Source organism: Streptomyces sp. CWNU-52B, assembly GCF_047444975.1.
GTDB lineage: Bacteria > Actinomycetota > Actinomycetes > Streptomycetales > Streptomycetaceae > Streptomyces.
In genome coordinates this window covers 89,728-114,601 of sequence record NZ_JBLFJV010000016.1, presented here as the reverse complement: position 1 = coordinate 114,601, position 24,874 = coordinate 89,728, and the positions used below count along the sequence as shown (strand labels likewise).

23 protein-coding genes are annotated in these 24,874 nt (G+C 71.6%); 9 read left to right on the top strand and 14 right to left on the bottom strand.

The window, feature by feature from the left end; genetic code table 11:
* Positions 1–253: 253 nt before the first annotated feature.
* Both ACLVWQ_RS16665 and ACLVWQ_RS16660 read left to right on the top strand, forming a co-directional pair.
* Positions 254–652, top strand: coding sequence for a hypothetical protein (locus tag ACLVWQ_RS16665; RefSeq protein WP_414109521.1), 399 nt, complete (start codon positions 254–256; stop codon positions 650–652).
* Positions 653–788: 136 nt separating this feature from the next.
* Positions 789–1,694 (top strand): hypothetical protein, encoded by a 906-nt coding sequence (locus tag ACLVWQ_RS16660; RefSeq protein WP_414109520.1) that lies wholly within the window; start codon positions 789–791, stop codon positions 1,692–1,694.
* Here ACLVWQ_RS16660 and ACLVWQ_RS16655 read toward each other — a convergent pair.
* On the bottom strand, positions 1,609–3,003 hold the full coding sequence (locus tag ACLVWQ_RS16655) for a PLP-dependent aminotransferase family protein (RefSeq protein ID WP_414109519.1): 1,395 nt from the start codon (positions 3,001–3,003) through the stop codon (positions 1,609–1,611). The two genes, ACLVWQ_RS16660 and ACLVWQ_RS16655, sit on opposite strands and share 86 nt — an antisense overlap.
* Before the next feature lie 90 nt (positions 3,004–3,093).
* On the opposite strand from ACLVWQ_RS16655, the gene ACLVWQ_RS16650 reads away from it, so the two are divergent.
* Both ACLVWQ_RS16650 and ACLVWQ_RS16645 read left to right on the top strand, forming a co-directional pair.
* Positions 3,094–3,870 (top strand): alpha/beta fold hydrolase, encoded by a 777-nt coding sequence (locus ACLVWQ_RS16650; RefSeq protein WP_414109518.1) that lies wholly within the window; start codon positions 3,094–3,096, stop codon positions 3,868–3,870.
* Positions 3,871–4,196: 326 nt separating this feature from the next.
* Positions 4,197–5,288, top strand: coding sequence for an endonuclease/exonuclease/phosphatase family protein (locus ACLVWQ_RS16645; RefSeq protein WP_414109517.1), 1,092 nt, complete (start codon positions 4,197–4,199; stop codon positions 5,286–5,288).
* 207 nt (positions 5,289–5,495) lie between these two features.
* Here the strand turns inward: ACLVWQ_RS16645 and snpA are convergent, their stop codons facing one another.
* Positions 5,496–6,158, bottom strand: a complete 663-nt coding sequence (gene snpA / locus ACLVWQ_RS16640) for a snapalysin (protein ID WP_414109515.1) — start codon at positions 6,156–6,158, stop codon at positions 5,496–5,498.
* 186 nt (positions 6,159–6,344) lie between these two features.
* Between snpA and ACLVWQ_RS16635 the strand changes: the two genes are divergently transcribed.
* Positions 6,345–7,268, top strand: coding sequence for a LysR family transcriptional regulator (locus ACLVWQ_RS16635; RefSeq protein ID WP_414109514.1), 924 nt, complete (start codon positions 6,345–6,347; stop codon positions 7,266–7,268).
* A 67-nt stretch (positions 7,269–7,335) separates the two neighbouring features.
* On the opposite strand, the gene ACLVWQ_RS16630 is transcribed toward ACLVWQ_RS16635, so the two are convergent.
* Entirely contained in the window at positions 7,336–9,441 is a 2,106-nt protein-coding gene (locus tag ACLVWQ_RS16630) for a PhoX family protein (protein ID WP_414109513.1), read from the bottom strand.
* 237 nt (positions 9,442–9,678) lie between these two features.
* Between ACLVWQ_RS16630 and ACLVWQ_RS16625 the strand changes: the two genes are divergently transcribed.
* Positions 9,679–11,277: a VWA domain-containing protein gene (locus ACLVWQ_RS16625; RefSeq protein ID WP_414109512.1), complete on the top strand. Its 1,599-nt coding sequence runs from the start codon at positions 9,679–9,681 to the stop codon at positions 11,275–11,277.
* Between the two features lie 174 nt (positions 11,278–11,451).
* Positions 11,452–13,182: a methionine--tRNA ligase gene (gene metG, locus ACLVWQ_RS16620; RefSeq protein WP_414109511.1), complete on the top strand. Its 1,731-nt coding sequence runs from the start codon at positions 11,452–11,454 to the stop codon at positions 13,180–13,182.
* Between the two features lie 88 nt (positions 13,183–13,270).
* Here the strand turns inward: metG and ACLVWQ_RS16615 are convergent, their stop codons facing one another.
* Positions 13,271–13,552 carry an NUDIX domain-containing protein gene (locus tag ACLVWQ_RS16615; RefSeq protein ID WP_414109509.1) on the bottom strand — a complete coding sequence of 94 codons (282 nt, stop codon included), beginning with the start codon at positions 13,550–13,552 and terminating at the stop codon, positions 13,271–13,273.
* 161 nt (positions 13,553–13,713) lie between these two features.
* On the opposite strand from ACLVWQ_RS16615, the gene ACLVWQ_RS16610 reads away from it, so the two are divergent.
* On the top strand, positions 13,714–14,130 hold the full coding sequence (locus ACLVWQ_RS16610; RefSeq protein WP_414109508.1) for a VOC family protein: 417 nt from the start codon (positions 13,714–13,716) through the stop codon (positions 14,128–14,130).
* Here the strand turns inward: ACLVWQ_RS16610 and ACLVWQ_RS16605 are convergent.
* From ACLVWQ_RS16605 to ACLVWQ_RS16590, 4 genes are all read right to left on the bottom strand, one after another.
* A complete protein-coding gene (locus tag ACLVWQ_RS16605) occupies positions 14,067–14,645 on the bottom strand; it encodes a DUF4126 family protein (RefSeq protein ID WP_414109507.1) in 579 nt (192 codons plus the stop codon). The genes ACLVWQ_RS16610 and ACLVWQ_RS16605 overlap by 64 nt on opposite strands.
* Positions 14,646–14,704: 59 nt before the next feature.
* Positions 14,705–15,181 (bottom strand): hypothetical protein, encoded by a 477-nt coding sequence (locus ACLVWQ_RS16600; protein ID WP_414109506.1) that lies wholly within the window; start codon positions 15,179–15,181, stop codon positions 14,705–14,707.
* Positions 15,182–15,277: 96 nt separating this feature from the next.
* On the bottom strand, positions 15,278–16,291 hold the full coding sequence (locus ACLVWQ_RS16595) for an NADPH:quinone reductase (protein WP_414109504.1): 1,014 nt from the start codon (positions 16,289–16,291) through the stop codon (positions 15,278–15,280).
* 263 nt (positions 16,292–16,554) lie between these two features.
* The gene (locus tag ACLVWQ_RS16590; protein WP_414109503.1) at positions 16,555–17,466 is read right to left on the bottom strand and encodes a DUF3152 domain-containing protein; all 912 of its coding nucleotides are present in this window, start codon (positions 17,464–17,466) and stop codon (positions 16,555–16,557) included.
* 218 nt (positions 17,467–17,684) lie between these two features.
* Here ACLVWQ_RS16590 and ACLVWQ_RS16585 point away from each other — a divergent pair, with 218 nt between their 5' ends.
* Complete coding sequence (locus tag ACLVWQ_RS16585) at positions 17,685–18,161, top strand: hypothetical protein (RefSeq protein WP_414109502.1); 477 nt, start codon at positions 17,685–17,687, stop codon at positions 18,159–18,161.
* Positions 18,162–18,202: 41 nt separating this feature from the next.
* Here ACLVWQ_RS16585 and ACLVWQ_RS16580 read toward each other — a convergent pair whose 3' ends face one another.
* The 6 genes from ACLVWQ_RS16580 to ACLVWQ_RS16555 form a co-directional block, all read right to left on the bottom strand.
* On the bottom strand, positions 18,203–19,264 hold the full coding sequence (locus tag ACLVWQ_RS16580) for a dioxygenase (protein WP_414109501.1): 1,062 nt from the start codon (positions 19,262–19,264) through the stop codon (positions 18,203–18,205).
* A gap of 112 nt (positions 19,265–19,376) precedes the next feature.
* The gene (locus ACLVWQ_RS16575; RefSeq protein ID WP_414109500.1) at positions 19,377–20,312 is read right to left on the bottom strand and encodes a JmjC domain-containing protein; all 936 of its coding nucleotides are present in this window, start codon (positions 20,310–20,312) and stop codon (positions 19,377–19,379) included.
* A gap of 28 nt (positions 20,313–20,340) precedes the next feature.
* The gene (locus ACLVWQ_RS16570) at positions 20,341–21,753 is read right to left on the bottom strand and encodes a hypothetical protein (protein ID WP_414109499.1); all 1,413 of its coding nucleotides are present in this window, start codon (positions 21,751–21,753) and stop codon (positions 20,341–20,343) included.
* On the bottom strand, positions 21,750–23,099 hold the full coding sequence (locus tag ACLVWQ_RS16565) for an MFS transporter (RefSeq protein WP_414109498.1): 1,350 nt from the start codon (positions 23,097–23,099) through the stop codon (positions 21,750–21,752). Before ACLVWQ_RS16565 ends, ACLVWQ_RS16570 begins: the two co-directional genes overlap by 4 nt.
* Positions 23,096–23,917, bottom strand: coding sequence for a hypothetical protein (locus ACLVWQ_RS16560; protein WP_414109496.1), 822 nt, complete (start codon positions 23,915–23,917; stop codon positions 23,096–23,098). Before ACLVWQ_RS16560 ends, ACLVWQ_RS16565 begins: the two co-directional genes overlap by 4 nt.
* Positions 23,914–24,807, bottom strand: coding sequence for a DUF692 family multinuclear iron-containing protein (locus tag ACLVWQ_RS16555; RefSeq protein ID WP_414109495.1), 894 nt, complete (start codon positions 24,805–24,807; stop codon positions 23,914–23,916). Before ACLVWQ_RS16555 ends, ACLVWQ_RS16560 begins: the two co-directional genes overlap by 4 nt.
* Positions 24,808–24,874: the final 67 nt, after the last annotated feature.

The window sequence follows — 24,874 nt, the reverse complement described above, 5'->3', positions numbered from 1 at the left end:
CCACAGCCCACAGCCCCGGCGCTTTCAGAGGCGCGAGGAACTGCGCGCCCAACCCCCACCCACCCGCACACGACCCACCACAGCTCAGCCCCGGTGCTTTTCAGGGGCGCGAGGAACTGCGCGACCAGCCCCCACGCACCCGCACGCGACCCGTCACGGCTTGCCGTATGTCGTGGTCAGGTGTGCTCTGGAAGGTGGGGGGCGAGGAAGAGAAGGAAGGAGTGCCGTCATGGCCCACATGGCACCAGCACCCATGTCAGCCGCATCGCACAGGCCACACACCGGACACCGCACGACCCCGGCGACAGCCACGGCCGCAGCCACCGCCACCGCCACCCTCGGAGGCATCGTCTACGGCCTCTGGACCTCCGCCATAGACCGCCACGCAGGCCCCATCACCACCTGGAACGTCCTCCTCGGCATCATCTCGGCCCTCGCGTTCGCCGCCGCCGCGTACGCCATCCACATCCTCGCCCCCCGCCTCCCCCGAGAGCTCCGCGCCGCCACCTGGGCCGCCTTCGCCGGCATCTCGTTCGGCTTCCTGTACAGCCTCACCGACGCCGGCGTCCTGAAAACCGCGGGCCTCTCCCTCGTGATCGCCGCAAGCGTCCTCGCAGCCGTGTTCTACCGCTACTACACCCGCGAGAACTGACCGTCGCCTCGGCGGTGCACGGCCTGATGAGCAGACCGCGGGCGGATCCCCCGGAAGAACGCAATCCGCGTCCGGATGCAGTCACCCCGGCCGTGCCCCGATGGCGAAGGACCCTGCCGGGGTTCTTCCTTGAGGGGTGCGCAAAGACCTCCCGGCGCTGCGGAAAGCCCTCTCGGCGCTGCTGATCGTGCTCGCCTGCGCCCTCGTGCCGCCGGCCGGCCTCTCGGCGTGGGCGAAGTACGAGATCGGCGACACCGGGCGGTACGTCGACACGATGGCACCGCTCGCCGCCGGACCCGACGTGCAGGACGCGATCGCGGACACGGTCACCGACGGGGTCATGAGCGAGATCGAGGTCGGGCCGCTGGAGGGCGAGGTCCGCGCGTACGTCCACCGGGCGGTGCGGTCCTTCACCGGTACGGAGGCCTTCCGGATGGCCTGGAACACCGCGAACCGGGCCGCCCACGACGCCGTCCTGCGGGCCCTGCGCAGCGACAGCGAGGGCGCCGTCACCCTCGATCTCGCGCCGGTCACCGCCCGGCTCAAGGCCCAGCTGTCCGACGACCGCATGCCGATGTCCGCCCGGATCCCCGTCGAGCACACCGAGGTCACGGTCCTGCGGCCCGAGGAGCTGAGCACCCTGCGCACGGGCTTCCACGCACTGGAGATCGCGGGCTTCTGGCTGCCCCTGGCGGCCCTCGCCCTGGCCGTCGGCGGCATCCTGCTGGCCGTACGCCGCCGCCGTGCCGTCACCGCCACCGCGCTCGGCATGGCCCTGGGCGCCGCCCTCCTGGCCCTCGCCACGGTCGCCGGACGCGCCCTGACCCTCTCGGGGCTCCCCGCGCACGTCTCCCGCGCGGCGGCCGGCGCGGTCTACGACGCCCTCACCTCGACGCTGCGCACGGCCACCTGGTGCATCCTCGCCCTCGGGCTCACGGTGGCCGCGGCGACCTGGGTCACGGACCATCGCGTACGACGTCGCGCAGGGTCCGCAGCGCCTGCCCCAGCACCGGTACCGGAACCGACGCGAGCCCGAGCCTGACCGCGTCCGGCGCGCCCCGCGGTCCCACGGCGAAGGCCGGCCCCGGGGTGACCGCGATACCGCGCGCGGCGGCGGCCGCCGTGAAGGTGTCGGCGCGCCAGGGCGGGGGCAGCTCCCACCAGGCGTAGTACGCGTACGGATCGGCCCGTACCGCGAACGTGTCGAGCAGTTCCGCGACGACGCGCTGCCGGCGGGCCGCGTCCGCCCGCTTCTGTCCGACGAGCCGCTCCACGGTCCCGTCCTGGATCCACCGGGTGCCCGCCTCCAGCGCGAACCGCCCCGCCGTCCACCCGCCCGACCGCAGCGCCGCGGCCACCGGCTCCGCCCGCCCCTCGGGCACGACGACGAAGCCGACGGTCAGACCGGGCGCGACGCGCTTCGACAGGCCGTCGACGACGTGGACCCGCTCCGGTGCGTAGGCGGCGAACGGCACGCCTCCCTCGTGGAGTTCGTGGAGGAAGGACCAGATGCGGTCCTCCACCACGGGCAGGTCCAGGTCCCGCACCACGGCGGCCAGTTCACGCTTGCGCGCGTCTCCGGCCGTCACCGAGGTGGGGTTGTGCAGCGTCGGCTGGACGTACAGGGCGCGGAGCGGGGTGGCGCGGTGGGCGGCGGCGACGGCGTCGGGGCGCAGCCCCTGCTCGTCCATGGCGAGCGGCACGAGCGGCACACCGATCCGCGCGGCGATCTCCTTGACCAGCGGGTACGTCAGTTCCTCCACGCCGACCCGCCCGCCGGGCCGTACGAGCGAGGCGAGGACGCCCGCGATGGCCTGGCGCGCGTTCCCCGCGAAGAGGAGCTGCCCGGGGTCCGGCCGCCAGCCCGAACCGGCCAGCAGCCCGGCGACGGCCTCGCGGGCGGCGGCGGTGCCGGTGGCCGGGACGGTCCCGGTGACCTCGCCCAGCACGTCGGGCCGCAGCAGCGGCGCGAGTCCGAGCGCGAGCAGCTCCGACTGCCCTGCCACGGTGGGGTAGTTGAGCTCCAGGTTGACGGCTGCGCGGGAGCCCGCGACAGGAGTGCCGGACCTGTCGTGCGTGCCGTGCGTGTCGTGCGTGGCCTCGGCGAGGGCCCGGCCCGACGGGACCGGCGCGGCCCGTACGAAGGTGCCTCGTCCGACCTCGCCGACGACGAGCCCGCGCCGGACCAGTTCCCCGTACACGCGCCCGGCCGTGGACCCGGCGATGTGCCGCCGCCGGGCGAACACCCGTTGCGGAGGGAGCCGTTCGCCGGCCTTCAGCCGCCCCGAGTAGATCTCCTCGGCCAGCCGGTCGGCGATCCGCCGATAGTCCTCCGCGTCCACCCGTCCCACCCGTCGCACCCCTTCCCGCCCCGGTCCACATTGCACCGAGAGCAAAGATCTTATTGCACCGAGGAGTTGACGGGATCTAGGGTCGGCCGCATGACCCCCTTCCTCGCATACGAGGACAAAGGCGCGCACAATTCCACGGCTCTGCCCCTTGTCCTCATCCACGGCCACCCCTTCGACCGCACGATGTGGGCTCCCCAGGTGGCCGCCTTCTCGCCGGGCCGCCGGGTGATCGCGCCGGACCTGCGCGGCTACGGCGCGTCCCCGGTGGTCCCCGGAACCACCCCGCTCTCCGTCTTCGCGACGGACGTGGCCGCTCTCCTCGACGACCTCCGGGTACCCGAATGCGTCCTCGGGGGGCTGTCGATGGGCGGCCAGATCGTCATGGAGTTCTGCTCCCTGTTCCCGGAGCGGGTCCGGGGGCTGGTCCTGGCGGACACGTTCCCGGCGGCGGAGACCCCTGCGGGGAAGCGGTCCCGCAACGCGACGGCGGACCGGCTGCTCCGCGAGGGGATGGGCGGGTACGCGGAGGAGGTGCTGTTCAAGATGGTCGCGCCGTACGCGCGTGCGGAGGTGGCGGAGACCGTGCTCCGCATGATGACGGGGACGCCGGTGGAGGGGGCCGCGGCGGCCTTGCGGGGGCGGGCGGAGCGGCCCGACTACCGCGAGCTGCTGACCCGGGTCGGGGTGCCCACGCTGGTGGTGGTGGGGGAGGACGACGAGTACACCCCGGTGGAGGAGGCGCGGGCGATGCACGAGGCGGTGCCGGGTTCGACGCTGTGTGTGGTGCGGGGCGCGGCCCACATGCCGAACCTGGAACAACCGGAGTCCTTCAACCAGGCCTTGACGGACCTGCTGACCCACGTCTGAGAACCGGAAGGCCGTTCGCCGACTGCGGCCCGGTGGGCGCTTGTCGCGCAGTTCCCCGCGCCCCGATCCGACCACGAGGGACACGGAAAACCGCACGCTCACCCCCAATGCCTTTAGGGGCGCGGGGAACTGCGCGCTCAACCCCCACCCACCCGCAGACAGCGCCCCAGCTCAGCCCGGTGCTTTTCAGGGGCGCGAGGAACTGCGCGACAAGCCCCCACACACCCGCAGACAACCCCCCGCAGCGCAACCCCGCACACACTCCCCCCGTCTTTGAGAGAGGATCCATGCAGATGGACGGGGTGGGAGGGGCTGAAGAGGTGAGCATGCGCAGTGCGACAGCGGGGTCCGCAGGACCGACAGGGCCTGCCGAGTGGACCGCGGACAACGGCACCCCGACCCCCCGCCCCCGCGGCAGCACCCGCGCCACCGCCTGGCTCGCCGCCCTCCTCCTGCTCGGCGTCAGCATCGTCCTCGGCTGCCGCATAGCCGACACCGACGCCATCACCCCCGTACCCCAGCTGCTCGCCTTCCTGCCCTGGCTCCTCGCCCCCACCGCCGTCGCCCTCCTCTTCGCCGTGCTCGCCCACTGGCGCACCGGACTCGTCTGGGGCGTGGCCGCGCTCGGCGTGACCGCCTGGTACATCGAGCCGTACGGAAAGACGATGGAGGCCGGTGGCGTCCCGGTCGCCACGGTCCGTGTCCTCACCGCGAACGTCGAGTTCGGCCAGGCGACCGACGGCCTGGTCGAGGCGGTCACGAAGCAGCGTCCCGACTTCGTCTTCGTCCAGGAGTGCGAGGACGTCTGCGAGAAGAAACTGGAGCAGGCCTTCGGGAAGGGAAGCGGTAAGGCGAGCGGGAAGGCCAAGAAGAAGAACGACGGGGAGGTCGTCTACCCGTACCGGCAGGTCGTGGAGAGCGCCACGTCCGAGGGGTCCGACGGATCCGTCATCCTCAGCCGTCACCCCCTCAAGCCGACGAAGGGCATCCCCGCCACCATGGGCATGCCCGGCGCCGTCGCCGACGTGGACGGCCAGGAGATCCACCTCCAGCTGGCCCACCCCATGCCGCCGCTCCCGTCCGACCTGGGCACCTGGCGCAAGGAGCTGTCCGCGCTGCGCGACTACGCCGCCGCGAACATCGGCCGCCCGACCGTCGTCGCCGGCGACTTCAACGCCACCCAGGACCACGCGGCCTTCCGCCGCATCCTGGACACCGGCTTCATGGACGGCGCCCGCCTCACCGGCGACACCCGTACCCCGAGCTGGCCCGCCCTGACGGCCCCGACCTTCGGCGCCCAGATCGACCACGTCCTCGTGTCCCGGGGCTTCTCGGCGTCCAGGACGCGCTTCCTGGACCTCGGGAACACCGACCACCGGGCACTGGTCGTGGACCTGACCCTCCACAAGAACCTCTAGGACACACAGCGCACCGAGCACCGAGCACAACGCACGACATGGGCCGCCCCGTGCAGGAGGGCGGCCCATGTCCGTGGGGGGTGGGTAGTACGTCGGCGGGAGACGCGCGGGAAGAGCGAGGGAGCTGCCGGTCGCCGTCGGAACGGTGCGGCGCCGACTCCGCGCCGGCCCGACGACGACCGTGTATCTCAGCTCAGCGTGGGTGGCTCAGCGCTGGTTGACCTTCGCCAGCGCCTTCGCGAGCCCGTTGGCCCACAGCTGCTCCACGTTCGCCCGCTCCGTGGCGTCGGGGTTCGAGTTCGTGCAGGACGTGCCGGGACCGCCGCCCGACATCAGCTCGCTGCACGGCCCCGAGTAGTGGTCGGGCAGTCCGAGCACGTGCCCGGTCTCGTGGGTGGTCACGCGCGTGGAGTCGTACTGCTGGTTCTGCGCGTAGTCGAGGAACACATAGCCGCTCCCGTGCCCGTCCGTGGAGGCGTACGAGCCACGCGAGTCGTTGCCCTCGCGGTACGAGAAGTCGGCGCTGGAGCCCGACTGGAGCTGAACGTTGGAGACGGAGCTGTTCCAGATCTGCGCGCTGCGGGCTATCTGGGCGCTGAAGGTCGGCGCGGCCGAGGCGTTGTAGACCACGGTGACGGCGGCGGCCTTCGGGTTCGCGGCGCGCTTTTCGGCCACGGACTTCAGTACGGCGTCGAAGAAGGCCTGGTTGGCCTTCGCCTCCTCGCCGGAACCGTTGTAGCCCGCGCCGGCGAACGAACCGGTGGACGCGGGCTCCGGGGCCTGCGCCGCCGAGGCGGGGACGGAACCGAGCGCGGCGGCGGTGAGACCGAGGCCGACCGCGACGGAGAGCATGGGTGTGGACAGTCGCATCGATGACTCCTTGAGTGGGGGGTGAAGTCGTCAACGGTGAGTTTCGGCCCCTGTGCGGCGGCTGTGATGATGCCAACCGGCGATAGGACGGAGCTATCGACGCGGAAGCGACCGTCCAACCCGCCCGTTTTGGATGTGGTTTGTGCGTCTGGTGCGGGCCGTGGTTCCGCCTTAGGCTCCGAAGCCATGGACCTCGAGGTGAGGCACCTCCGCGCGCTGTGCGCCATAGCCGACTCCGGAAGCCTGCATCGGGCCGCCCGGCAGCTCGGCGTGGCCCAGCCTTCGCTGAGCACCCAGCTCAGACGCATAGAGCAGGAACTAGGCGGCCCGCTGTTCCTCCGCGAACGCACCGGCTGCCGGCCCACTCCGCTCGGTCTCGTCGTCATCGGCCGGGCCCGTCCGCTGGTGGCCGAGATGCGGGACCTGGTCGCCGAGGCACGGGCCGTCGCGACCGACGCCGACGGACCCCAGCTGCGGATCGGCTCCACCGCGAGCCGTGCCCTCGCGGGCTGGCTGCGCCGGCTGCGCGCACGGCAGCGGGAGCCGGTCCTGCGGATGGACGTCTCCCCGAACGCCCTGCTGCGCACGCTCGCCGACGGGCGGCTCGACGTGGCCTTCGTGCACGAGGTGGAGGGCAGTCCGCTGCGGGTGCCGGACGGGCTCGCGCTGCGCGTCCTGGTCGAACGCGAACCGCAGTTCGTCTCGCTGCCCGCCGACCATCCGGCGGCCGTACGCCCGGAGGTCCAGCTCTCCGAACTGGCCGGGGACCGCTGGATGATCGACCCGACGGTCGACGGTGAATGGGACGCCGTGCACCGCATGCTGCGGACCGCGGGGCTCAGGCCCCGGGTGCTGCACGGGGATTACCACACGGCCGCCTCGCTGGTCGCCACCGGCGAGGTCGTCACGGTCTGCCAGCCGACGTGCCAGCCCCGCCCGGAGATGGCGGTGCGGCGGATCCACGGCGACCCGCTCGGCGTACGGCTGCTGCTCGCGGCGCGTACGGAGGCGGAGTTGGACTTCGTCTTCCCCGAGCTGTGGGAGGCGTACGCGGAGGTCGCCCGCGAGGCGCCGGGGTACCGGGAGTGGCTGGACCTGGTGGGGGTGTAGGGGAGGACAGAGGCGAACGGCGAGAGGGCGCCCCCTGCCTGGAAGGCGCCCTCTGCCGTCGTCCGGGTCAGACGCCGACGTCCTCGCCGTCCTTGCGCCAGACCGCCACCACCGCGGGGCGGACGATCCTGCCGGGGCCGTCGGGCCAGACGCTCGCCGGGTTCTCGACGGTCGCGCCGGTGATCTCACCCGGGTGCTGGACCGCCACGAGGACACGGCGGTCCTGGACGAGCGGGCCGCAGGTCTCGGCGCCCTTCGGCACGGTCAGGAACTGCTTCAGCTCACCGCGCCGGTCCCCCTTGGTCGCCACGCCGAACAGGCCGTCGTGGGAGCCGAGCTGGGCGCCGTCGGTGGAGATCCACAGGTTGCCGTGCGGGTCGAAGGCCACGTTGTCCGGGCAGGAGATCTGGCTGACCTTGTCCTTCGGGTAGCCCGCGAAGTACGTGGCCGGGTCCTTCGGGTCGCCCGCGACGAGGAACAGCGACCAGGCGAAGCTGGTGGCGTCCGCGCGGTTGCGGCGCTCGGTGAGCTCCAGGATGTGCCCGTGCTTGTTGGCGTTGCGCGGGTTGGCCTCGTCGGCCTTGGCGTTGGAGCCGACACCGCGGTTGGTGTTGTTCGTCAGGGCGACGTACACCTTGCCGGTGTGCGGGGAGGGCTGGATGTCCTCGGGGCGGTCCATCTTCGTGGCGCCCACCTTGTCACCGGCGAGACGCGTGAAGACGTACACCTCTTCGGCGGTCATCCCCGGGACGTGCGAGACGGCGCCCTTGGCCGTGGCCGTGGCCAGCGGGATCCACGTACCGCTGCCGTCGAACTCGCCGTCGGCCGGGAGCTTGCCGGTGCCGTCGATCTCGATCGCCGGGGAGTCGCCGCTGAGCTTGGCGACGTACAGCGTGCCCTCGTCGAGGAGGGTCAGGTTGTGCTCGCGGGCGGCGCGGCTGTTGCCGTGGCGCATCCGCTTGCTGCCGACGAACTTGTACATGTAGTCGAAGCGCTCGTCGTCACCGGTGTAGGCGACCGGGCGGCCGTCGTCGGTGAGGCGGATGGTCGCGCCCTCGTGCTTGAACCGGCCGAGCGCGGTGCGCTTGCGGGGCGTCGAGGTGGGGTCGTACGGGTCCAGTTCGACGATGTAGCCGAAGCGGTGCACCTCGTTCGGCTCCTGGGCGACGTCGAAGCGCTTGTCGAACCGCTCCCACTTGCGCTCGCTGGCCCCGGTGCCGATGCCGTACCGCAGGTCCGTCGTGCTGCTCGCGTTGGCGAAGTACTGGTTGAAGTTCTCCTCGCCGTGCAGCGTGGTGCCCCACGGGGTCTCGCCGCCGGCGCAGTTGTTGAGGGTGCCGAGGACCTTCCTGCCGGTCGGGTCGGCGGAGGTCTTGAGGAGGTCCGAGCCGGCCGCGGGCCCGGTCACCTCGAACTCGGTGGTCGCGGTGACGCGGCGGTTGAGGTGGTGGCGGGGGACGACGGTGAGCTTGCCGGTCCTGCGCTCCTCCTCGACCACGACGACGCCCAGACCGTGCGCGGCCCAGGCGATCTCGGCTTGCTCGCGGGTCGGGTTCGCGGGGTCGTAGCCCTTGAACATCAGGATCTCGTCGGTGTACTCGTGGTTCGCCACGAGCACCTGCCGGCCGCGCTCACCCGGCAGCGGGAGCAGGGCGAGGAAGTCGCAGTTGTAGCCGAACTGGCCGGCCTGCGCCGCGGCGCTCTGCCGGTCCGGGTCGAAGGCGGGGGCGCCGCGCAGGATGGGCTCGCCCCAGCGGACGACCACGTTCTGGCCGTAGCCCTCGGGGACGGTCACCGCGTCGAGCGTGTTCGGGGCGACGGGGGTGAAGCGGAGGCCGCGGGCCGCCTTGCCCTTGGTGGGGTGCTTGCCCTTCGCGGCGCCGGCGGAGGCGCTCCCGGCTGCCTGGGCAGCGGGCTGAGCGGCTGCGGGGGTCGCCCCGAGGCCCACGACCGCGCTTCCGGCCGCGGCGGTGGTCACGGTCACCGCGGCGGCGGCCCGCATCATGGAACGGCGGCTGAGCGCCCCGGCGATGACGTCACCGACGTATTCGTTGGCGCTGGTGTTGGGCGCCGGGTGGAAGCAGGCGTCACCACAGCGGTACCGACAGGTCATCTCGGAACGGCCGCCCGGGTGTGAGCCGGTCGAGCCGAGCAGAGGCAGCAGGTTGCGCACGTTCCCTCCCCTATGTCTGTTGTCTGCGAGACGCTAGGGGCACACGCGTGCGAGGGCGCGGACGAGAGGTGAACGGAGAGTGAACTGGGCACAGCCAAAAGGGCATTGCCCCTGACATCTGTGCGGGAACCGGTTCCATGTTTGGGCCTGATAAAGATCTTCGGTCCTGGCGGCTAACCTTACGTGTCCGTCCTGGCCAGGGATTGACGGAACCAACTCATGCGAAGGGTTGCGCACATGGGCATTCTCACCCGCCTGCGGAATGCGTTCGGAAAGTCACGCAAGGGGGACGCTGCCGGTGCCGCGACCCCTTCCGCATCCGCCGCCGAACCGACCGTGCCGGCGGCCCGGCAGGAGACGGCTCCCGAGCCCACGCCTGCGGCAGCCGAGCCTGAGGCCTCAGTCCCCGCACCGGCACCGGCCTCCGAGCCGACCGCTGCCGCGCACACGGCCGAGCCGGAAACAGGTCGAGGGACCGGTTCCAAGACGGACGAGTCCGAGACCGAGTCCGAGTCCGCTTCAGAGTCCGCTTCCGGGGCCAAGCCCGGGAGCGACGGCACCGGGACCGACGCGTCCGTGGTGGACGATCTGGTCTCGGCGGCGTTCGACAACGTGACGGTCCCGAAGCAGGGGACCGCGCCGGAGGCCGAGCCGGCCACGGAGCCGAAGCCGACTGCGGAGGCCGCCCCGGTCGTGGAGGCCGAGCCGACGCCGGAGCCGGAGCCGGAGCCGGTCGCGGCAGCCGAGCCCGAGCCGGTCACGGCTCCGGAACCGGTCGCGGAGACGGCACCGGAGCCCGAGCCGGAGCCGGTATCGGCGCCGGAGCCGGAGCCCGTCGTCGCCGAGGTCACTGCGGTGGCCGAGGTCACCGAGGTCGCTCCTGCGGCCGAGCCCGTCGCCGAGACGGCACCGGAGCCCGTCGTGGCGCCCGAGCCGGAGCCGACCCCGGAGCCCGTCACCGCCGAGGTGACCCCGGAACCGGAGCCGACGCCCGAGCCGACGCCCGAGCCGGTGGCTGCCGAAGCCGAGCCCGAGCTGATCATCCAGCTCGTCCCGGAGCCCGAGACGCCCGCCGCGGAGGCGGAGGCGGAGCCCGAGGCCGTGGCGCAGGTGCCGGACGAGGCACCCGAACCCGCCACCACAGCCACACCCGCCACTATCGCCGTCAACGTCAACGCCGACGCCGACGCCGACGTCGAGGCCAAGGCCCCCGGCCTCCTCAGCGCCTACAAGGCCGCCGCGACCGCCCTGACGAACCAGGGCCTCACCGGCACCCACGCCAGGGTCTACCTCGTCCTGGACCGCTCCTCCTCGATGCGCCCGTACTACAAGGACGGCTCCGCGCAGGCCCTCGGTGAGCAGACCCTCGCCCTCGCAGCGCACCTCTCGCCGGAGGCGTCCGTGCAGGTGGTCTTCTTCTCCACCGAGCTGGACGGCACCGGCGAGCTGACCCTCACCGCGTACGACGACAAGATCGACGAACTCCACGCCGGCCTCGGCCGCATGGGGCGTACGAGCTATCACGCGGCCGTGCAGGAAGTGATCGCCCTGCACGAGAAGTCGGGCGCTCCGACGGCCCCCGGTCTCGTGGTCTTCCAGACGGACGGCGCTCCGGACGCCAAGACCCCGGCCACCCAGTCCCTCACGGAGGCGGCGAAGAGCCACCCCGGGCTCTTCTTCTCCTTCGTCGCGTTCGGTGAGCAGGACAACAAGGCCTTCGACTACCTCCGCAAGCTGAAGACGGGCAACACGGCCTTCTTCCACGCGGGCCCGACGCCGCGCGAGCTCACGGACACGGAGATCTACGAGGGCGTACTGGCGAACTGGCGCCCGTAAGCACTCGCTAGCACTCGCTGGACCTCACCCGGGCCGCCCGCTTCCCACCCTTTTGAAGGAGGAGCGGGCGGCCCACCCATGTCGGCTACGATTTCAAGGTTCGTAAGACGGTCGAAACTCGAAGCACCGTACGACCGGCCGTCACCTCACGTAGCGACTCGGGAGCAGCCCGCAATGGCTCGACACCTCATCACCAGCGCCCTTCCGTACATCAACGGGATCAAGCACCTGGGCAACATGGTGGGGTCCATGCTCCCGGCGGACGTGTACGCCAGGTACCTCCGCCAGCGAGGCCACGACGTGCTCTACATCTGCGCGACGGACGAGCACGGCACCCCGGCCGAACTGGCGGCGAAGGAGCAGGGCGTCCCGGTCGACGAGTTCTGCGCCCAGGCGCACGACGCGCAGAAGTCGGTGTACGACGGCTTCCAGCTGCGGTTCGACTACTTCGGCCGCAGCTCCTCCCCGCAGAACGCGGAGCTGACACAGCACTTCGCCCGCAAGCTGAACGAGAACGGCTTCATCGAGGAGCGCGCGATCCGGCAGGTGTACTCGCCGGCCGACGGCCGCTTCCTCCCGGACCGCTACGTGGAGGGCACGTGCCCCCACTGCGGCTACGACAAGGCGCGCGGCGACCAGTGCGAGAACTGCACGCGGGTCCTGGACCCCACGGACCTGATCGACCCGCGCTCGGCGATCTCCGGTTCGACCGAACTCGAAGTACGCGAGACGTCGCACCTCTTCCTCCTCCAGTCGAAGCTGCAGGGCGAGGTGGAGACGTGGATCGACGAGGTCGCGGACGAGTGGCCGCAGCTCGCCTCCTCGATCGCCCGCAAGTGGCTGACCGAGGGCCTGCACGACCGTGCGATCACCCGTGACCTGGACTGGGGCGTGCCGATCCCGGCCGACACCTGGCCGACGCTGGCCGCCGAGGGCAAGGTCTTCTACGTCTGGTTCGACGCGCCGATCGAGTACATCGGCGCGACGAAGGAGTGGGCGGACGCGGCCCCGGAGGAGAACCGCGACTGGAAGTCGTGGTGGTACGAGCCGGCGGGCGCGTCGGACGTGCGCTACACGGAGTTCATGGCGAAGGACAACGTCCCCTTCCACAGCGTGATGTTCCCGGCCACGGAGATGGGCGTACGGGAGCCGTGGAAGAAGGTCGACCAGCTGAAGGCGTTCAACTGGCTGACGTACTACGGCGGGAAGTTCTCCACGTCGCAGAAGCGGGGCGTCTTCACCGACCAGGCCCTCGCCATCCTGCCCGCGGACTACTGGCGCTACTTCCTGATCGCCAACGCCCCCGAGTCGGACGACTCGTCGTTCACGTGGGAGCACTTCACGGCGACGGTGAACAAGGACCTGGCCGACACCCTCGGCAACTTCGTCAACCGGGTCCTGTCCTTCTCGAAGAAGCGCTTCGGCGAGGAGGTCCCGGCGGGCACGGAGGCGGGCGCCCCGGAGGCGAAGCTGGGCGAGGAGATCGCGTCGCTCCTGGCCGAGTACGAGACCCAGATGGAGGCGCTCCAGTTCCGCAAGGCGGCGACCGCGCTGCGCGCCCTGTGGTCGGCGGGCAACTCCTACCTGGAGGAGAAGGCCCCCTGGCTGGAGATCAAGACCAACCCGGAGGGCGCGGCCCTCACCCTCCGCACGGCGATGAACCTGATCCACCTGTACGCGGTGGTCTCGGAACCGTTCATCCCGGCCTCGTCCAAGGCCATGCGCGCGGCCTTCGCCCTGCCGGACGACACGGCGGCCTGGGTGACCCAGGAGGAGGCGAAGTCCCTGGACTTCCTCCCCGTCGGCACCCCCTTCACGGTCCCCCCGGTCCTCTTCGCCAAGATCACGGACGAGGACCTGGCCACGTACAAGGAGCAGTTCGGCGGAGCACCGGAGCAGCAGTGACCGGCGACGGACAGTGACGCGACGGGGGTGGCTGGGCGCCACAGCGGTACGGCGCCCGGCCTGCGGCGTCGCCGAGCCGACCCGGGACTCATCGGCGTTTGACACGCCACGCGTCGATCGTCCTCTTGTACGCCTCGGGCATGGTGAGTTGAGCTACCTCCTCATAGGTGAAGAGGCCGAGTTCCTTGTGCTCGTGCGACAGCTTCGGGTCCCTCGTACCGGTGTACTCGGCCCCATAGCTGACGATGAACACATGCCGGTACGGAAAGATCTCGTACACCCATGAGTCGATGATGGCGACCTCGGCCAGGAGCTGGGGTTCGAGCGTTAATTCTTCCTGGACCTCCCGCTCCCCGTGGATCGTAGCCATCGACACCGTACTGAAACGGCTGTCACCAGCCATAGAGAACCGGCTGCGGCCGGGCTGGATGCCAAAATCACGAACGAGACCGGGAGACGGGCAAGGAGAGGTTCGGCTGCGCGCCCGCGCGGTTCACGGCCCTTCCGGCGCTCCGGTCGCATGATGGCCGCATGCAGATCACCCCGCGTGCCTTCGCGCACGTCCGCCTCACCGTCACCGACATCGACCGTTCGCGCGCCTTCTACGAAGATCTCTTCGGTCTGCCCGTCGCGTTCGAGCTGCCTCCGGACGCGGACGCCGAGACACGCGAGGAACTGTCCTTCCTCTTCGGCGGCGTCATCTACCAGCTCGGCGACTCCCTGCTCGGACTGCGCCCGGTCGCCACGGACCGTTTCGACGAGGACCGGGTGGGTCTGGACCACGTCAGCCTGGCGGTGAGCGGCAGGCAGGACCTGGTCGCGGCGCTGAGCGTCCTGGAGGACCGCGGCATCGCCCACGAGGGCATCAAGGACATCGGCGTGGGCTACATCCTGGAGTTCCGTGACCCCGACAACATCGCCCTGGAGCTCTTCGCGCCCGCTTCCTGACCTGCGTCGTCCCGACCTGGCGCCGTCTCCTCCGGGGTCCGGCGGCGCCGGGCTCTGATTGCCAAGGCGCAGGCCGCCGTGGCCAGGGTGGCGGCGGCGAGGTCCTCCGTTGCTGCCGCCACCGGGGCGGTGCTCACACCGTGTCGGTCCGTGGTGCGCCAGCGTTGTCCGGCGAAGGCCGCCAGGAGCGACGCAGCCGCGCCGGCCGCCGCGCCGAGGGCGGGAGGAGCGTTGCGGGTACGGGTACGTGGGTCGGAGAGGGTCGCGCCGGTCAGGGCGCCGAGCAGCAGGCGTGGTGCGAGACCGGCGGCGGAGAGCCGGTTCGCGGTGCTCGGTGACTTGTCGGCGACGAACTCACCCGCCGCACCGGCCAGCGTGGCGATCCTGACCCATGGCCGGCTGAGGGGGGCCGCGGCGCCCGTCAGGGCCCCGTCCCGTGCCGCCCAGGACAGTGCTGCCAGACCCCACGTGCTGCGCAGCCCGGTGGCCGCGCCGATCAGGCAGGCCGGGATCACGACACCCGTGCCGACGCCGACGCCAGCGACTGTGTCTGTGCCTGTGCCTGTGCCGACCGTCATCGGCGTTGCTCGGCGGCAGCGACGATGCCGTAGGTGACCAGGCCGTGGACGAGATGCGGGACGGCGTCGGCAGCCCAGTCGCGGGCCGACCAGGTGCGGGGGTCGCTGACGCCGAGGCAGGCCATGGGCGCGTCGGAGAGTGCCATCGCCAACGCCCCGGTGAGCACGCCGCCCAGCCACACGGGCGGCCGGACCCCGGCCCGGTGCAACAGCGACACGGCGGCACCCGTACCCGTACCGACCGCGATGCCCGACAGCGCACCCAGACCGGTGAGCCGGTTGCCCCTGTCACCCGAGTGGGTGGCAGGGGCAGGGACCGGACGCCCGAGGCGCGTGGCGATCCGGTCGACCACGGTTTCCGGGGCGGAGCTGGCCGGCCGGCCCCGCAGGGCCATGTCCGCGTAGGTGACGGCGTTCAGTGCGGTGGTACCGGCCGCTCCCGCAGCACAGCCGCGAACGATGCTTGTGATCATGCCGGGCCGGGTTCCACGCGTACCGATACACAAACGGCGCCAAAAGCGTCTAAAAGGGCACGCGTACCGGACTGGACCGGACCGATTCCGGCCCGGTCACGGCGCGACGTCCACGACCACCTTGCCCACCGCGCCGTTCTCCACCGCCCGGTGCGCGTCGGCGGTGCGGTCGAGCGGGAAGCGGACCAGCGGCAGGCCGTGCTCCTCGCCGACGGGCAGCGCACCGTCACGCACCGCGGCGGCGACGTCCTCGGCGCCCTCGGTGAGCGCTTCCAGGCCGACCGTGTAGAGGACCAGAAACTGGAGGCGTGCGTTCAGGAACATGTTCTGCCGCACGTCCAGCTCGACCGGCTCGGCACCGTCGTTGGCGTACGTCGAGATCACGCCGCGGGTCCGCAGCACGGCCAGGTCCACCGCGAGGTTCGCGCCCAGCGCCACCTCGGCGACGATGTCGACGCCGTCGGGGGCGAGCTTGCGGACCTCGTCGGCCGTGTCGGCCTCGCGGTAGTTGATCACGTGGTGGGCCCCAGCGGCGGTGGCCAGCCGGGCCTTCTCCGGGCCGCTGATCGTGCTGATCACGGTGGCACCGGCCCATCGGGCGAGCTGGATCACCGCGTGTCCGACCGCCCCGGCGCCGCCCGCGGCGAGCACCACCTTGCCGTCGAGCGCTCCGGGCCGCAGCCGGCGGGGCCCGTCCTCGGCGACGGTGAGCGCGCGGTGAGCGGTGAGCGCGGGTACGCCGAGTGAGGCGCCGACGTCGAAACCGGCCTCGTCGGGCAGGGGCACGGTCAACGCGGCGGGCACGACGGTGAACTCGGCGGCGGTACCGGTGGGCCGTCCGGCGGTAGCCATGAACAGCCAGACCCGCTGACCGACCCGGCCCTGGTCGACCCCCTCACCGACGGCGTCGATCGTGCCGGCGCCGTCGTGGTGCGGGGTGACCTCCGCGAAGGAGAGGGGATTGCCGGAGCGGGACTTCCAGTCGGTCGGATTGACCCCGGACACGGCGATCCGGACACGAACCTCACCGGGACCTGGCGTGGGCAGGTCCCGGTCGACGAACTGGAGAACGTCGGGTCCGCCGTTCTCGCTGTAGATGATGGCCTTCATGATCCGTCCTTGATGGCTGGGGGCTGAGGGCTGAGGACTGGGCGCTGAGGAATGGGCGCTGAGGAATGGAGGGCTGGGGAGGGATTTCCCGGCGCGGTCTCGACTTCGCCAGGGCGTCAGATCCGGGAAGCGGTCCCCATCACAAACCACCACCACCGACGGGCTGTTCCCAACAGCCGGACACCGACCCTCCACCCCGGGCACACCGACGCGCCCCGTCCCAGGTCCTTCTGCGAGTCACCCGTCCCGCGGCCCCGCCTCCGTCACGGCACAGCGGGCCCCGTGATCAGCTTGCCCTTCGTGTCGTACGGCCAGACGTTCGGCTCGCAGCCGTGCATACCCTTGATCTGCTGCATCATCGCCGGGGCCGGCTTGCCCTTGCCGGGGCATGTCACGTGGCCGTAGCCCAGGAAGTGGCCGACCTCGTGATTGATGATCAGGGCCCGGTAGGCGTCCACGTCTTGGGCGTAGACCGGGGTCGCCAGGAGCCAGCGCTTGAGGTTGACCACGACGTCCTGGCCGACGTTGCAGTTGACCTCGCCGCGGGTGTTCAGGCCGTAGCGGCCGCAGATCTCGTCCACCGTTCCCGGCGTCGCGAGCCGTACGACGAAGTCGGACGTGCCGCTGGAGACGCGCCGGAAACCGGAATCGCCGTCGGCCGTCCAGCCACGCGGGTCGGCCAGTACACCCTCCACCTGCCGGGCCACGTCCTCGGCCGACTGCGCGAGGCCGTCCTCGACGACGACCTTGTAGCGCAGCACACGGGCCCCCTTCCCCACGGTCCCGCTCCGGCCACCCGCCGTGGTGAACGTACCGGGGCCCGTCGACGGTATGGAGAGCGAGGAGGAGTCCGGTGACTCGTCCCCCTTGCCCCCGCCCTTCCCCTTGCCGCCGAGTTCTCCGTCGTCCTCCACCGTCGCCGACACCGACGCCGATGCCGACGGGGTGCCGTCTTCCCCCGGGGTCTGCGGCGCCCGGCCCGACGGATCCGCCGCCGCGTCCGGCTCGTTGTCGGAGTCCGCGCCGGAGTCGGAGTCGGAGGAGGCCAGTACCGTTCCCGTCACCACCAGGGCCCCCGCGGCTAACACCGCCAGCGCTGCCAGGCCCCACCGCGAGGGCCCCTTGCCCTTGCCTCTCCCGCCGTCGCCCCCACCCCCTCCCTCGCTCGCGTTCACGGAGCCTCTGCGACGGCGCCGGGATCGCGCGGCCGAGAGAGTGGAGTTCGCACTGCGAGTGATCACGGTCATGAACATCAAGACTGGGTACGTGAGGTGATCGGTTCTGGCTCAGAAGACAACGAGACCATAACGGTTGATCGTCCACATCCGTACATGCGCTCCGGTTACGGCACCCCGCTCCTGGCATGTGCACGTTTCATCCGTATGGTTTCGTCATGGCAGTTCCCCAGGTCATCCCGATCGCGTACGAGCCACACCACCGCACCGATGCCATCGGGCACTTCGCGGAGGGGCAATTCCTGGGGTCGGTCACCTACGCCTTCCCCGAGGACTTCCGCCCCGCCGACGGCTGGGAAGAGCACAAACGCCTCTTCACGGTGCTCCACACCTTCGACACGGCGGGCCGTCACCTCGACTCGGAGATCTGGTGCGCCGGCACCTGGGCCGAACAGCAACGCGCCCCGCAGGGCCCGGACTCGGTCCTCTCCCAGGCCCAGGCCCACCTCGCGAAACTCCTCCGCAGCCTCCCGCGCCGCCGCTACGCGGGCATCGCGGTCCAGCCCTTCCGACTCACCCGCGACGGTGTGCTGTTCGGCCTGCTGACCGGCGAGGACGACGGCGAGCCATGGGCCGAGCTCTACCCGGACCGCCTGGGCTTCGGCCCGCCCTGGGACGGCACGTACGACACCTGACCACCCCGCTCCCTCTCACTGGGCCGGCGGTCACCCACTCGTCAACTGGTCGCCGAAGCCGTCGCCGTCGCCGTCGCTCCCGGCTGCACCGCGTCGTCCGTGCCCTCATGGGTGGCGTCCGGGTCCACGCCCATCGTGATGGTGCCCAGGACACCCTTCGCGATGGCGTTCTTCTTGTACTTAAGCTTGAGCAGGCCGCCGGTCGTGCCGGACTGGTCGTAGATGGTGTCCTCGGTGAGCGTCGTGCGCTCGGTCGTCGACGTGGAGTACGGCTCGACCTCCGCCGAGGCCAGCACCGACTCCTCGGCGAAGAAGAACTGGCCGGTGTGACAGGTGTTGCCGCCCTCGTAGCCGGCGTCCGTCCAGGTGCCGCCGACGTGCACCTTCACATGGACGTGGACACAACGGCCCCGGTACCAGCCCGGGAAGACCGTCTTGAAGGTGACGAAGCCCTGCTTGTCCGTCTTCCACGTGCCGCGCAGGTAGCGCTCGTCGTCGGTGGGCTCCTGGTGGCCACCGCCGCCACCGGGCGGGGGACCGGTCGGTGTGCCGGTCGGCGTATCGGTGGGTACGTCCGTGGGCACATCGGTGGGCGTTCCGCTGGGCGGTGTGCCGCCGCCCCCACCGCTGGAGTCCTCGTACCCGGAGTAGATGCCCAGCGCGTCACAGTGCCAGATGTCCACGGCGGCGTTCTTGACGGGCTTGCAGGTCTCGTCGTCGATCACCTTGAGCCGGAGGGTCAGCGGGATGCCCTCTCTGTCCTCGGTGATGTCCTGCCGCAGCTTGTCGGCATCGATGTAGTACGGCCCCTCGGTGGTCTCCGAGGTGAGCTTGTAGCACGCCTCCGCCGAGTCCGAAGTCGAGGCCGAAGCCGAAGCCGAAGTCGAGTCGGCGGTCGGCGACGTGCCCTTCGTCGCCTGGCCGGCGTTCGCGGTCGCGGCGATCACGCCGCCCGCGCCCACCGCGGCGACCGCCGCGCCACCTGCCACGACGATCTTGCGACGCGTCACGTTCCGCTTGTGTTTCGGCCCTTGGGCCGACTGGTTCCCTGCCTGGCTCCCGGTCTCGTTCTCTGCCTGGTTCTCTGCCTGGTTTCCTGTCATGAGCGAGGAAACTAGGCAAGAAGGCTGTCAACAACGTGGGCACCGACTGTGGATTGCGGTTCGCGTGCAGAACATGGCCTGAACCTCGCGCCGGCCGGCGCTCACCCACCGCTCAGCGGCTTCCGCGTGTCTCGGCGGTCCGGCGCGACAGCTCACGGACCAGAGCGGCTCTGTCCACGCGTCCGAGCGCGTCGGCCAGCCGGACCAGCAGGTCGTCGGCGACCCGTTCGCGCGCGGCGGCCGTCCCGGACAGGACGGCGTGGTCCGGGATGCGCGCGAGGCAGGCACGTACGGCGAGTTCGGCCGTGTCCCGCAGCCGGGGCTCCCGGACGGCGACCGTGACGTGCACGGACTCCGTGTCGAGGGCACGCGTGTGGTGCGCCGTGCCCTCCGGCAGATACAGCACCTGGCCGGGCCGCAGATCGACGGTCACGGCCGCCGCCGCCAGGTCCTGTACGTACCCGGGGCTCCAGTCGGCCGCCTCGCGCGGGGTGTCGTACAGATGCCAGCGCTTGGCCCCGGCGATCTGCACGACGAACAGATGGCCGTCGTCACGGTGGACCCGCAGCCCGTCCTCCCCCGCCTTCGTCCAGAACACCACTGCCCCGGCCTTGGCCGAGAACAGCTGTGCCAGGCGCCGGCACAGCAGTTGTGCGGGGCGGTGCCACTCGTGCAGGTTCTGCACGACCACGGTCGCCCCGGCCGCCAGCTGGGCACGGACCTTGGCCCCGTCCACGTAGCCGCCCCGGGCGTCGCCGGACACGTACATGACCCGCGTCAGCTCCTCGGGCGGCACCGGGACACCGCCCCGCATCGCGTTCAGCACCGGGTAGTGGAGCAGGCCGCAGTCCAGCCAGTCCTCCAGGTCCTGCCGGGTGACGATCCCGGCGGTGTCCTGCGAGGCGTCGAAGACGGCGTGCGCCTCGCCCCACGGCACCCCTTTCGCGACGCCCGGCTCACGGCAGAGCCACCGCAGCCCGTCCCACGGCCCGCCCCCACCACCCGTCGCCGTCTCCCCTGTCGTCCCTCTCGTCGTCTCATGCATCATCTGACCTCCTCATGGGATCGGGCGTGTGTCAGGTGCGTGCGTCAGGTGCGTCAGGTGCCTCAGGCGTGTACGGCATGTACGGCGTCGGCGTCGGCGTCGGCGGCCCGGGAACGCCCAGCGCGTGCAGGAATCCGGCGGCCGAACCCGCCGTGCCGGTACGGGCCAGCGCGCCCCGCAACAGCGCCCAGGCCTCCTCCCGGTCCGCCCAGCCGGCGCCGAAGCGTGCGCCGAGTCCGGCGCCGACCTCGTCCCGCCAGGCGTACCCCGCGAGATACGAGCGCCAGTGCAGCACGCGGGTCTGCCGCAGCAGGAGCAGTTCCGGAGCCCAGCGCAGACCGGTGCGGGCGGCCACGGCCGACGCGGCGTCCAGCGCCTGGGCCGAGGTGCGGCAGTTCACCAGGTCCGCGTCGAGTGCCAGGTCGGCCGCCATCAGGCCGCGGCTGAAGTGCTCCTCCTCGGCGAAGAACCGGGCGAGGGCCGCGGCGCTCTCCTCGTCGATCCCCAGCCGGGCGAGAAACGCGGTCGACCCGGCCAACTGCTCCAGCAGCAGGGCCCAGCCCTCCGAGCGCAGCGGGTCGAAGGTCCACCGTTCGGCGAGCGGGGCGTCCGCCGGACGCAGCGCGTGCTCGGCGAGATGGGCCAGCTCGTGCTGCAGGTACTGGAGCGTCACCGGAGTGACCGCGGTCGGCAGGGAGAGCAGCGAGGAGCCGGGCAGCCGTACGGGCATGACCATGGACGGGGTGTTCGGACGCCGCAGCACCTTCACCCGGTGGGCGAGCGGCAGCAGCCCGCGGCGCCGTACCTCCCCGACGAGCAGCGTGATCAGCTCGTTCAGCGGCGGCAGCACCGAGGACGACGAGGCCGATGGGGCCGATGGGGCCGATGGGGCCGACGGAAGCACGCCCTTGCCCAGCAGCAGCCAGCGCCAGTTGTACTCGGCGGTGGCCCCGTCACACAGCCCGGCGCGGCCCGCCCAGGCCTCGGCGGTCTCCGAGAGGTCCGGCACCGGAGCCGTCACCGCGGCGAGCCGCCGTACCGAGTCGCGGGGCAGCACGAGTGCCGACTCACCGCACCACCAAGGGAGTTCACCGGCCGCGCGATGCCGCTCGGCCAGCCACCGCCAGACCTCGCCGGTCAGCTCGCGGGCCTCCGCGCACCAGACCTCGTACGAGGCCCGCCGGCCGTCCTCGTCGGCCTCCAGGTCGAGTACGGCCGTCGGGACGGGCACGGACGCCGTCTCGCCCAGGAGCTCGGCGACGAACCGGGAAAGACCCAGGCCGGCCAGTTCACCGGCGGCCCGCCGGGCGCGCAGGGCCACGGGCGCCGGGTCCCCGCCGGGCAGCCCGGCGCGCTCCAGCTGGAGGTCGGCGAGCAGATCCTCGACGTACGACGACGTCGCGGACGACGTCACGGACGATGTCGCGGGCACGGCGGCGGTCATGGCGCGGGCACCTCCTGAGACCCCGTCGTGGGGCTGGTCGGCTGGGCCGGTTCCGTGGGCGGCGGTGCCGTCTCCTGGCGTACGGCCAGGGAGGCCACCCACAGGCCCGCGACGCCGAAGCCCGCCGCGGCGAGCGGCCAGGCCACGGCGGCGCTGCCGAGGTCGCCGACGGCCAGTCCGGTCAGTATCAGGCCGCCACCGGTGAACACGCTGTTGAACAGCGAGGCCACGGACAGCACCGTGGCGCGGTGCCCGCTGTCGATCCGTTCGTTCATGGCCGCCCGCACACCGGGCATGCACAGGCCGAACGCCGTCGAGAAACACACGTAACAGACGATGGAGACGGCCGGTTCCTTCACCGCGGCGGCGCAGACCAGGGCGATGGCGCCGGCCGTGGCCGCGGTGACGATGACGGTCCGGCGCGCGGAAGCCCTGCGTTTCTGCAGGCGCAGGGTCCAGCCGAGCAACGGGATCTCCAGCAGGGAACCGACGCTGCGCATCGCGCCGAGCACCAGCAGATCGCCGCCGACGAGTCCCTCGTACACGACGGTCCACTGCACTCCGGGGATGCCCCGGAACAGCCACAGCAGTGCGGTGGCGACGATCAGGGCGATCAGCACCTTGTCGCCCCGCAGGGTGAGCCGCGTCCCCGTCATGACCTCGCCGAACGACTCCCGCAGCCTCGGCCCGAACGCCGCCCGGGGGCCGGCCGCCTCACCGGGACGGCTCGATGCCGACGGGCCGGTCATCAGCCGCAGCGACAGTACGGCCGCCAGTGCGCAGGAGACGCCCGCGACGATCTGGGGCAGTGCCAGGTCCAGGGTGCCGAGGGCGGCGCCGGTCAGGGTGCCCAGGACGAGGCCGGCGTTCTCGGCGATCTTTCCCTGGGCGAAGAGCCGGTCCAGGCCGCGCGGGTCCGTGGAGCCGGTCTCGTCCACGGCCCAGGCCTCCAGGGCACCGGACGCGAAGGTTCCGCCCAGCGCCGCGAGGAGGACCCCGGCGGCGGCGACGTACACGTTGCCGCTGAAGAACAGGGCGCCGTAGCCGATCGCCCGCAGGACGAAGCTGATCGCGACCGAGGCGCGGCGGCCGAGCAGGTCGGCCAGGACGCCGGTGGGGATCTCGGAGACGCCTTCGACGATCCACACCGCGGCGATCAGGGCGAACACGGCGCCCGAACCCATGCCGAGGGACTGCAGCAGCAGGACCGAGGTCACGGTGAGGAGCATGTCCGCGAAGTAGTCGACACCCGACACCAGCAGATAACCGCGGCGGACCTGACGGACCCGGCGGACCCGGCGGTCCAGATCCTTGCCGCCACCGTCCTCCGGGCCCCGAGGGGTCACTGCGTGATCCCGTCCACCGCCACCAGGCCGGCGCCGACCGCCTTGGCGTAGACGGGCGTCCCAGCGGCCTCCTCGGGCACCGGCACGTCGGCGTCCCACAGCCAGCGCAGTGCGGCGACGGTGTCACCGGTGAGGCGTACCCGCCGGATACGTTCGCCGGCCGGGACCGAGATGACGGCGAGCGGCTCGGGACGGCGCTTGACCAGCAGCAGCGCCTCGGTCCACGGATCGACGGCGCCCCGCTCGCGCAGCAGCCCGCCGTACGCGGGGACGTCGAACGTGGCCTCCGCCGTCCAGGCCCCGGGCACCAGCCGGGGGCGCCCCGCGGGGTACGGGCGCGGGTCGGGCGCCGCGGCGCCGAAGAGATGGGCGTCCTCGAAGGCGAAGGCCTCGCCGACCCAGTCCTCCTGCCGGGAGATCCAGTCGCAGTCGCGCAGAAACCCGGCGAAGGCGGCCGACGCGGTGGCCGAGGGCGGGAAGACCGACCCGGGCTGTGCGGGCCTGCGCTGCCAGAACTCGCTGTCCAGGAAGGTGTGCAGACCTTCCGCGCCGGCCCGCCCGTAGTACGCGAAGAAGGTGACCGGGAAGGTCACGGTCAGGACGTTGGCGACGGTCTTGCGACGCCGGGCCTGTTCCATGTCGAAACCCGGTCCGCGGGTGCCCTCGGCGACGACGGCGCGCTCGGCCGGGGGCAGCGTGTCGAGCAGTTCGGTCCGGCGTCCGGGGGTCGCGTTGAGGATGCGCCAGGTCGTGTCGGTCAGCCTGGCGTAGTCGAGAACGGCACCGGATGCGGAGGACCGGGTCGTGTCGGGGGTCATGAGGCACTCCACCAGTGGTCGGCCCGGCGGGCGAAGCGCCGCACGCTGTCGGTCAGTTCGTCGGCGCTCATGCCCTCCGCCTCCGCCATCACCGACCGCAGCTGCGGGGCGCGGGGGAGCAGCGCGTCGGCGAGTTCCCACACCTCGTCGCTGACCGGCCAGTCGTGCTTGTCGTCGACCAGGCGCACCCCGCCCTCGAAGCGGCGGACGAACGTACCGCTCATGTGCGCCTCGACGACCCGGTCCCAGGCGATGTCGTCGTCGCTCGGCAGCACCGGGGGCAGCCCCTGCTGCACCCGCAGTCCGTAGAGGTGTCCTACGTCGATGGTCATCAGGCAGTCGGCCCGCTCCGCGATCCGCGTCATCAGGGTGAGGATGTCCCCGTCGCCGACCACGTACGGATAGGGGGCGTTCTCGATGGTCAGCGGGCGGCCGATGACGTCCTGGGCGTGCTTGATCCGGTCCACCGCCCAGTCGACGGCCTCGTCGACGAGCGCCATGGGCACCAGGGACTCAAGGAGGGTCTCCCCCTCGCGGACCCACATCGCGAGGTCGATGTTGAGCCAGGGCGAGTCCAGTTCGTCGGCGCGCTTCCCGAGCAGGCGCAGCAGCCGGTCGTCGAGCGGGCCGGTGCCGCACACGTCCAGGTCGAGCGGGTGGAACAGCGCGTGCAGTCCGTGCCGACGGCAGAACTCGGCGCACTTCAGGGCGAGTTCCTGGTCCGTGGCGAGGATGCCGACGCTGTACCAGGTGGCGGTGGAGCCGAGCCGGGTGGCCGTCTCCTCCGCGATGTCCATGTCCTTGATCGAGTCGCAGCTGAAACAGATCCCGTGGACACCGGGCGGGCCCAGTTCGGGGATCGGAGACGCTGTACCGACGGCTGTGGCCATGTGGTCACTCCCTCTCAAGAGCTCGTATCTCTCATCCGCTTGTTCCGCTCGTCCCTGAGTCGTCCCT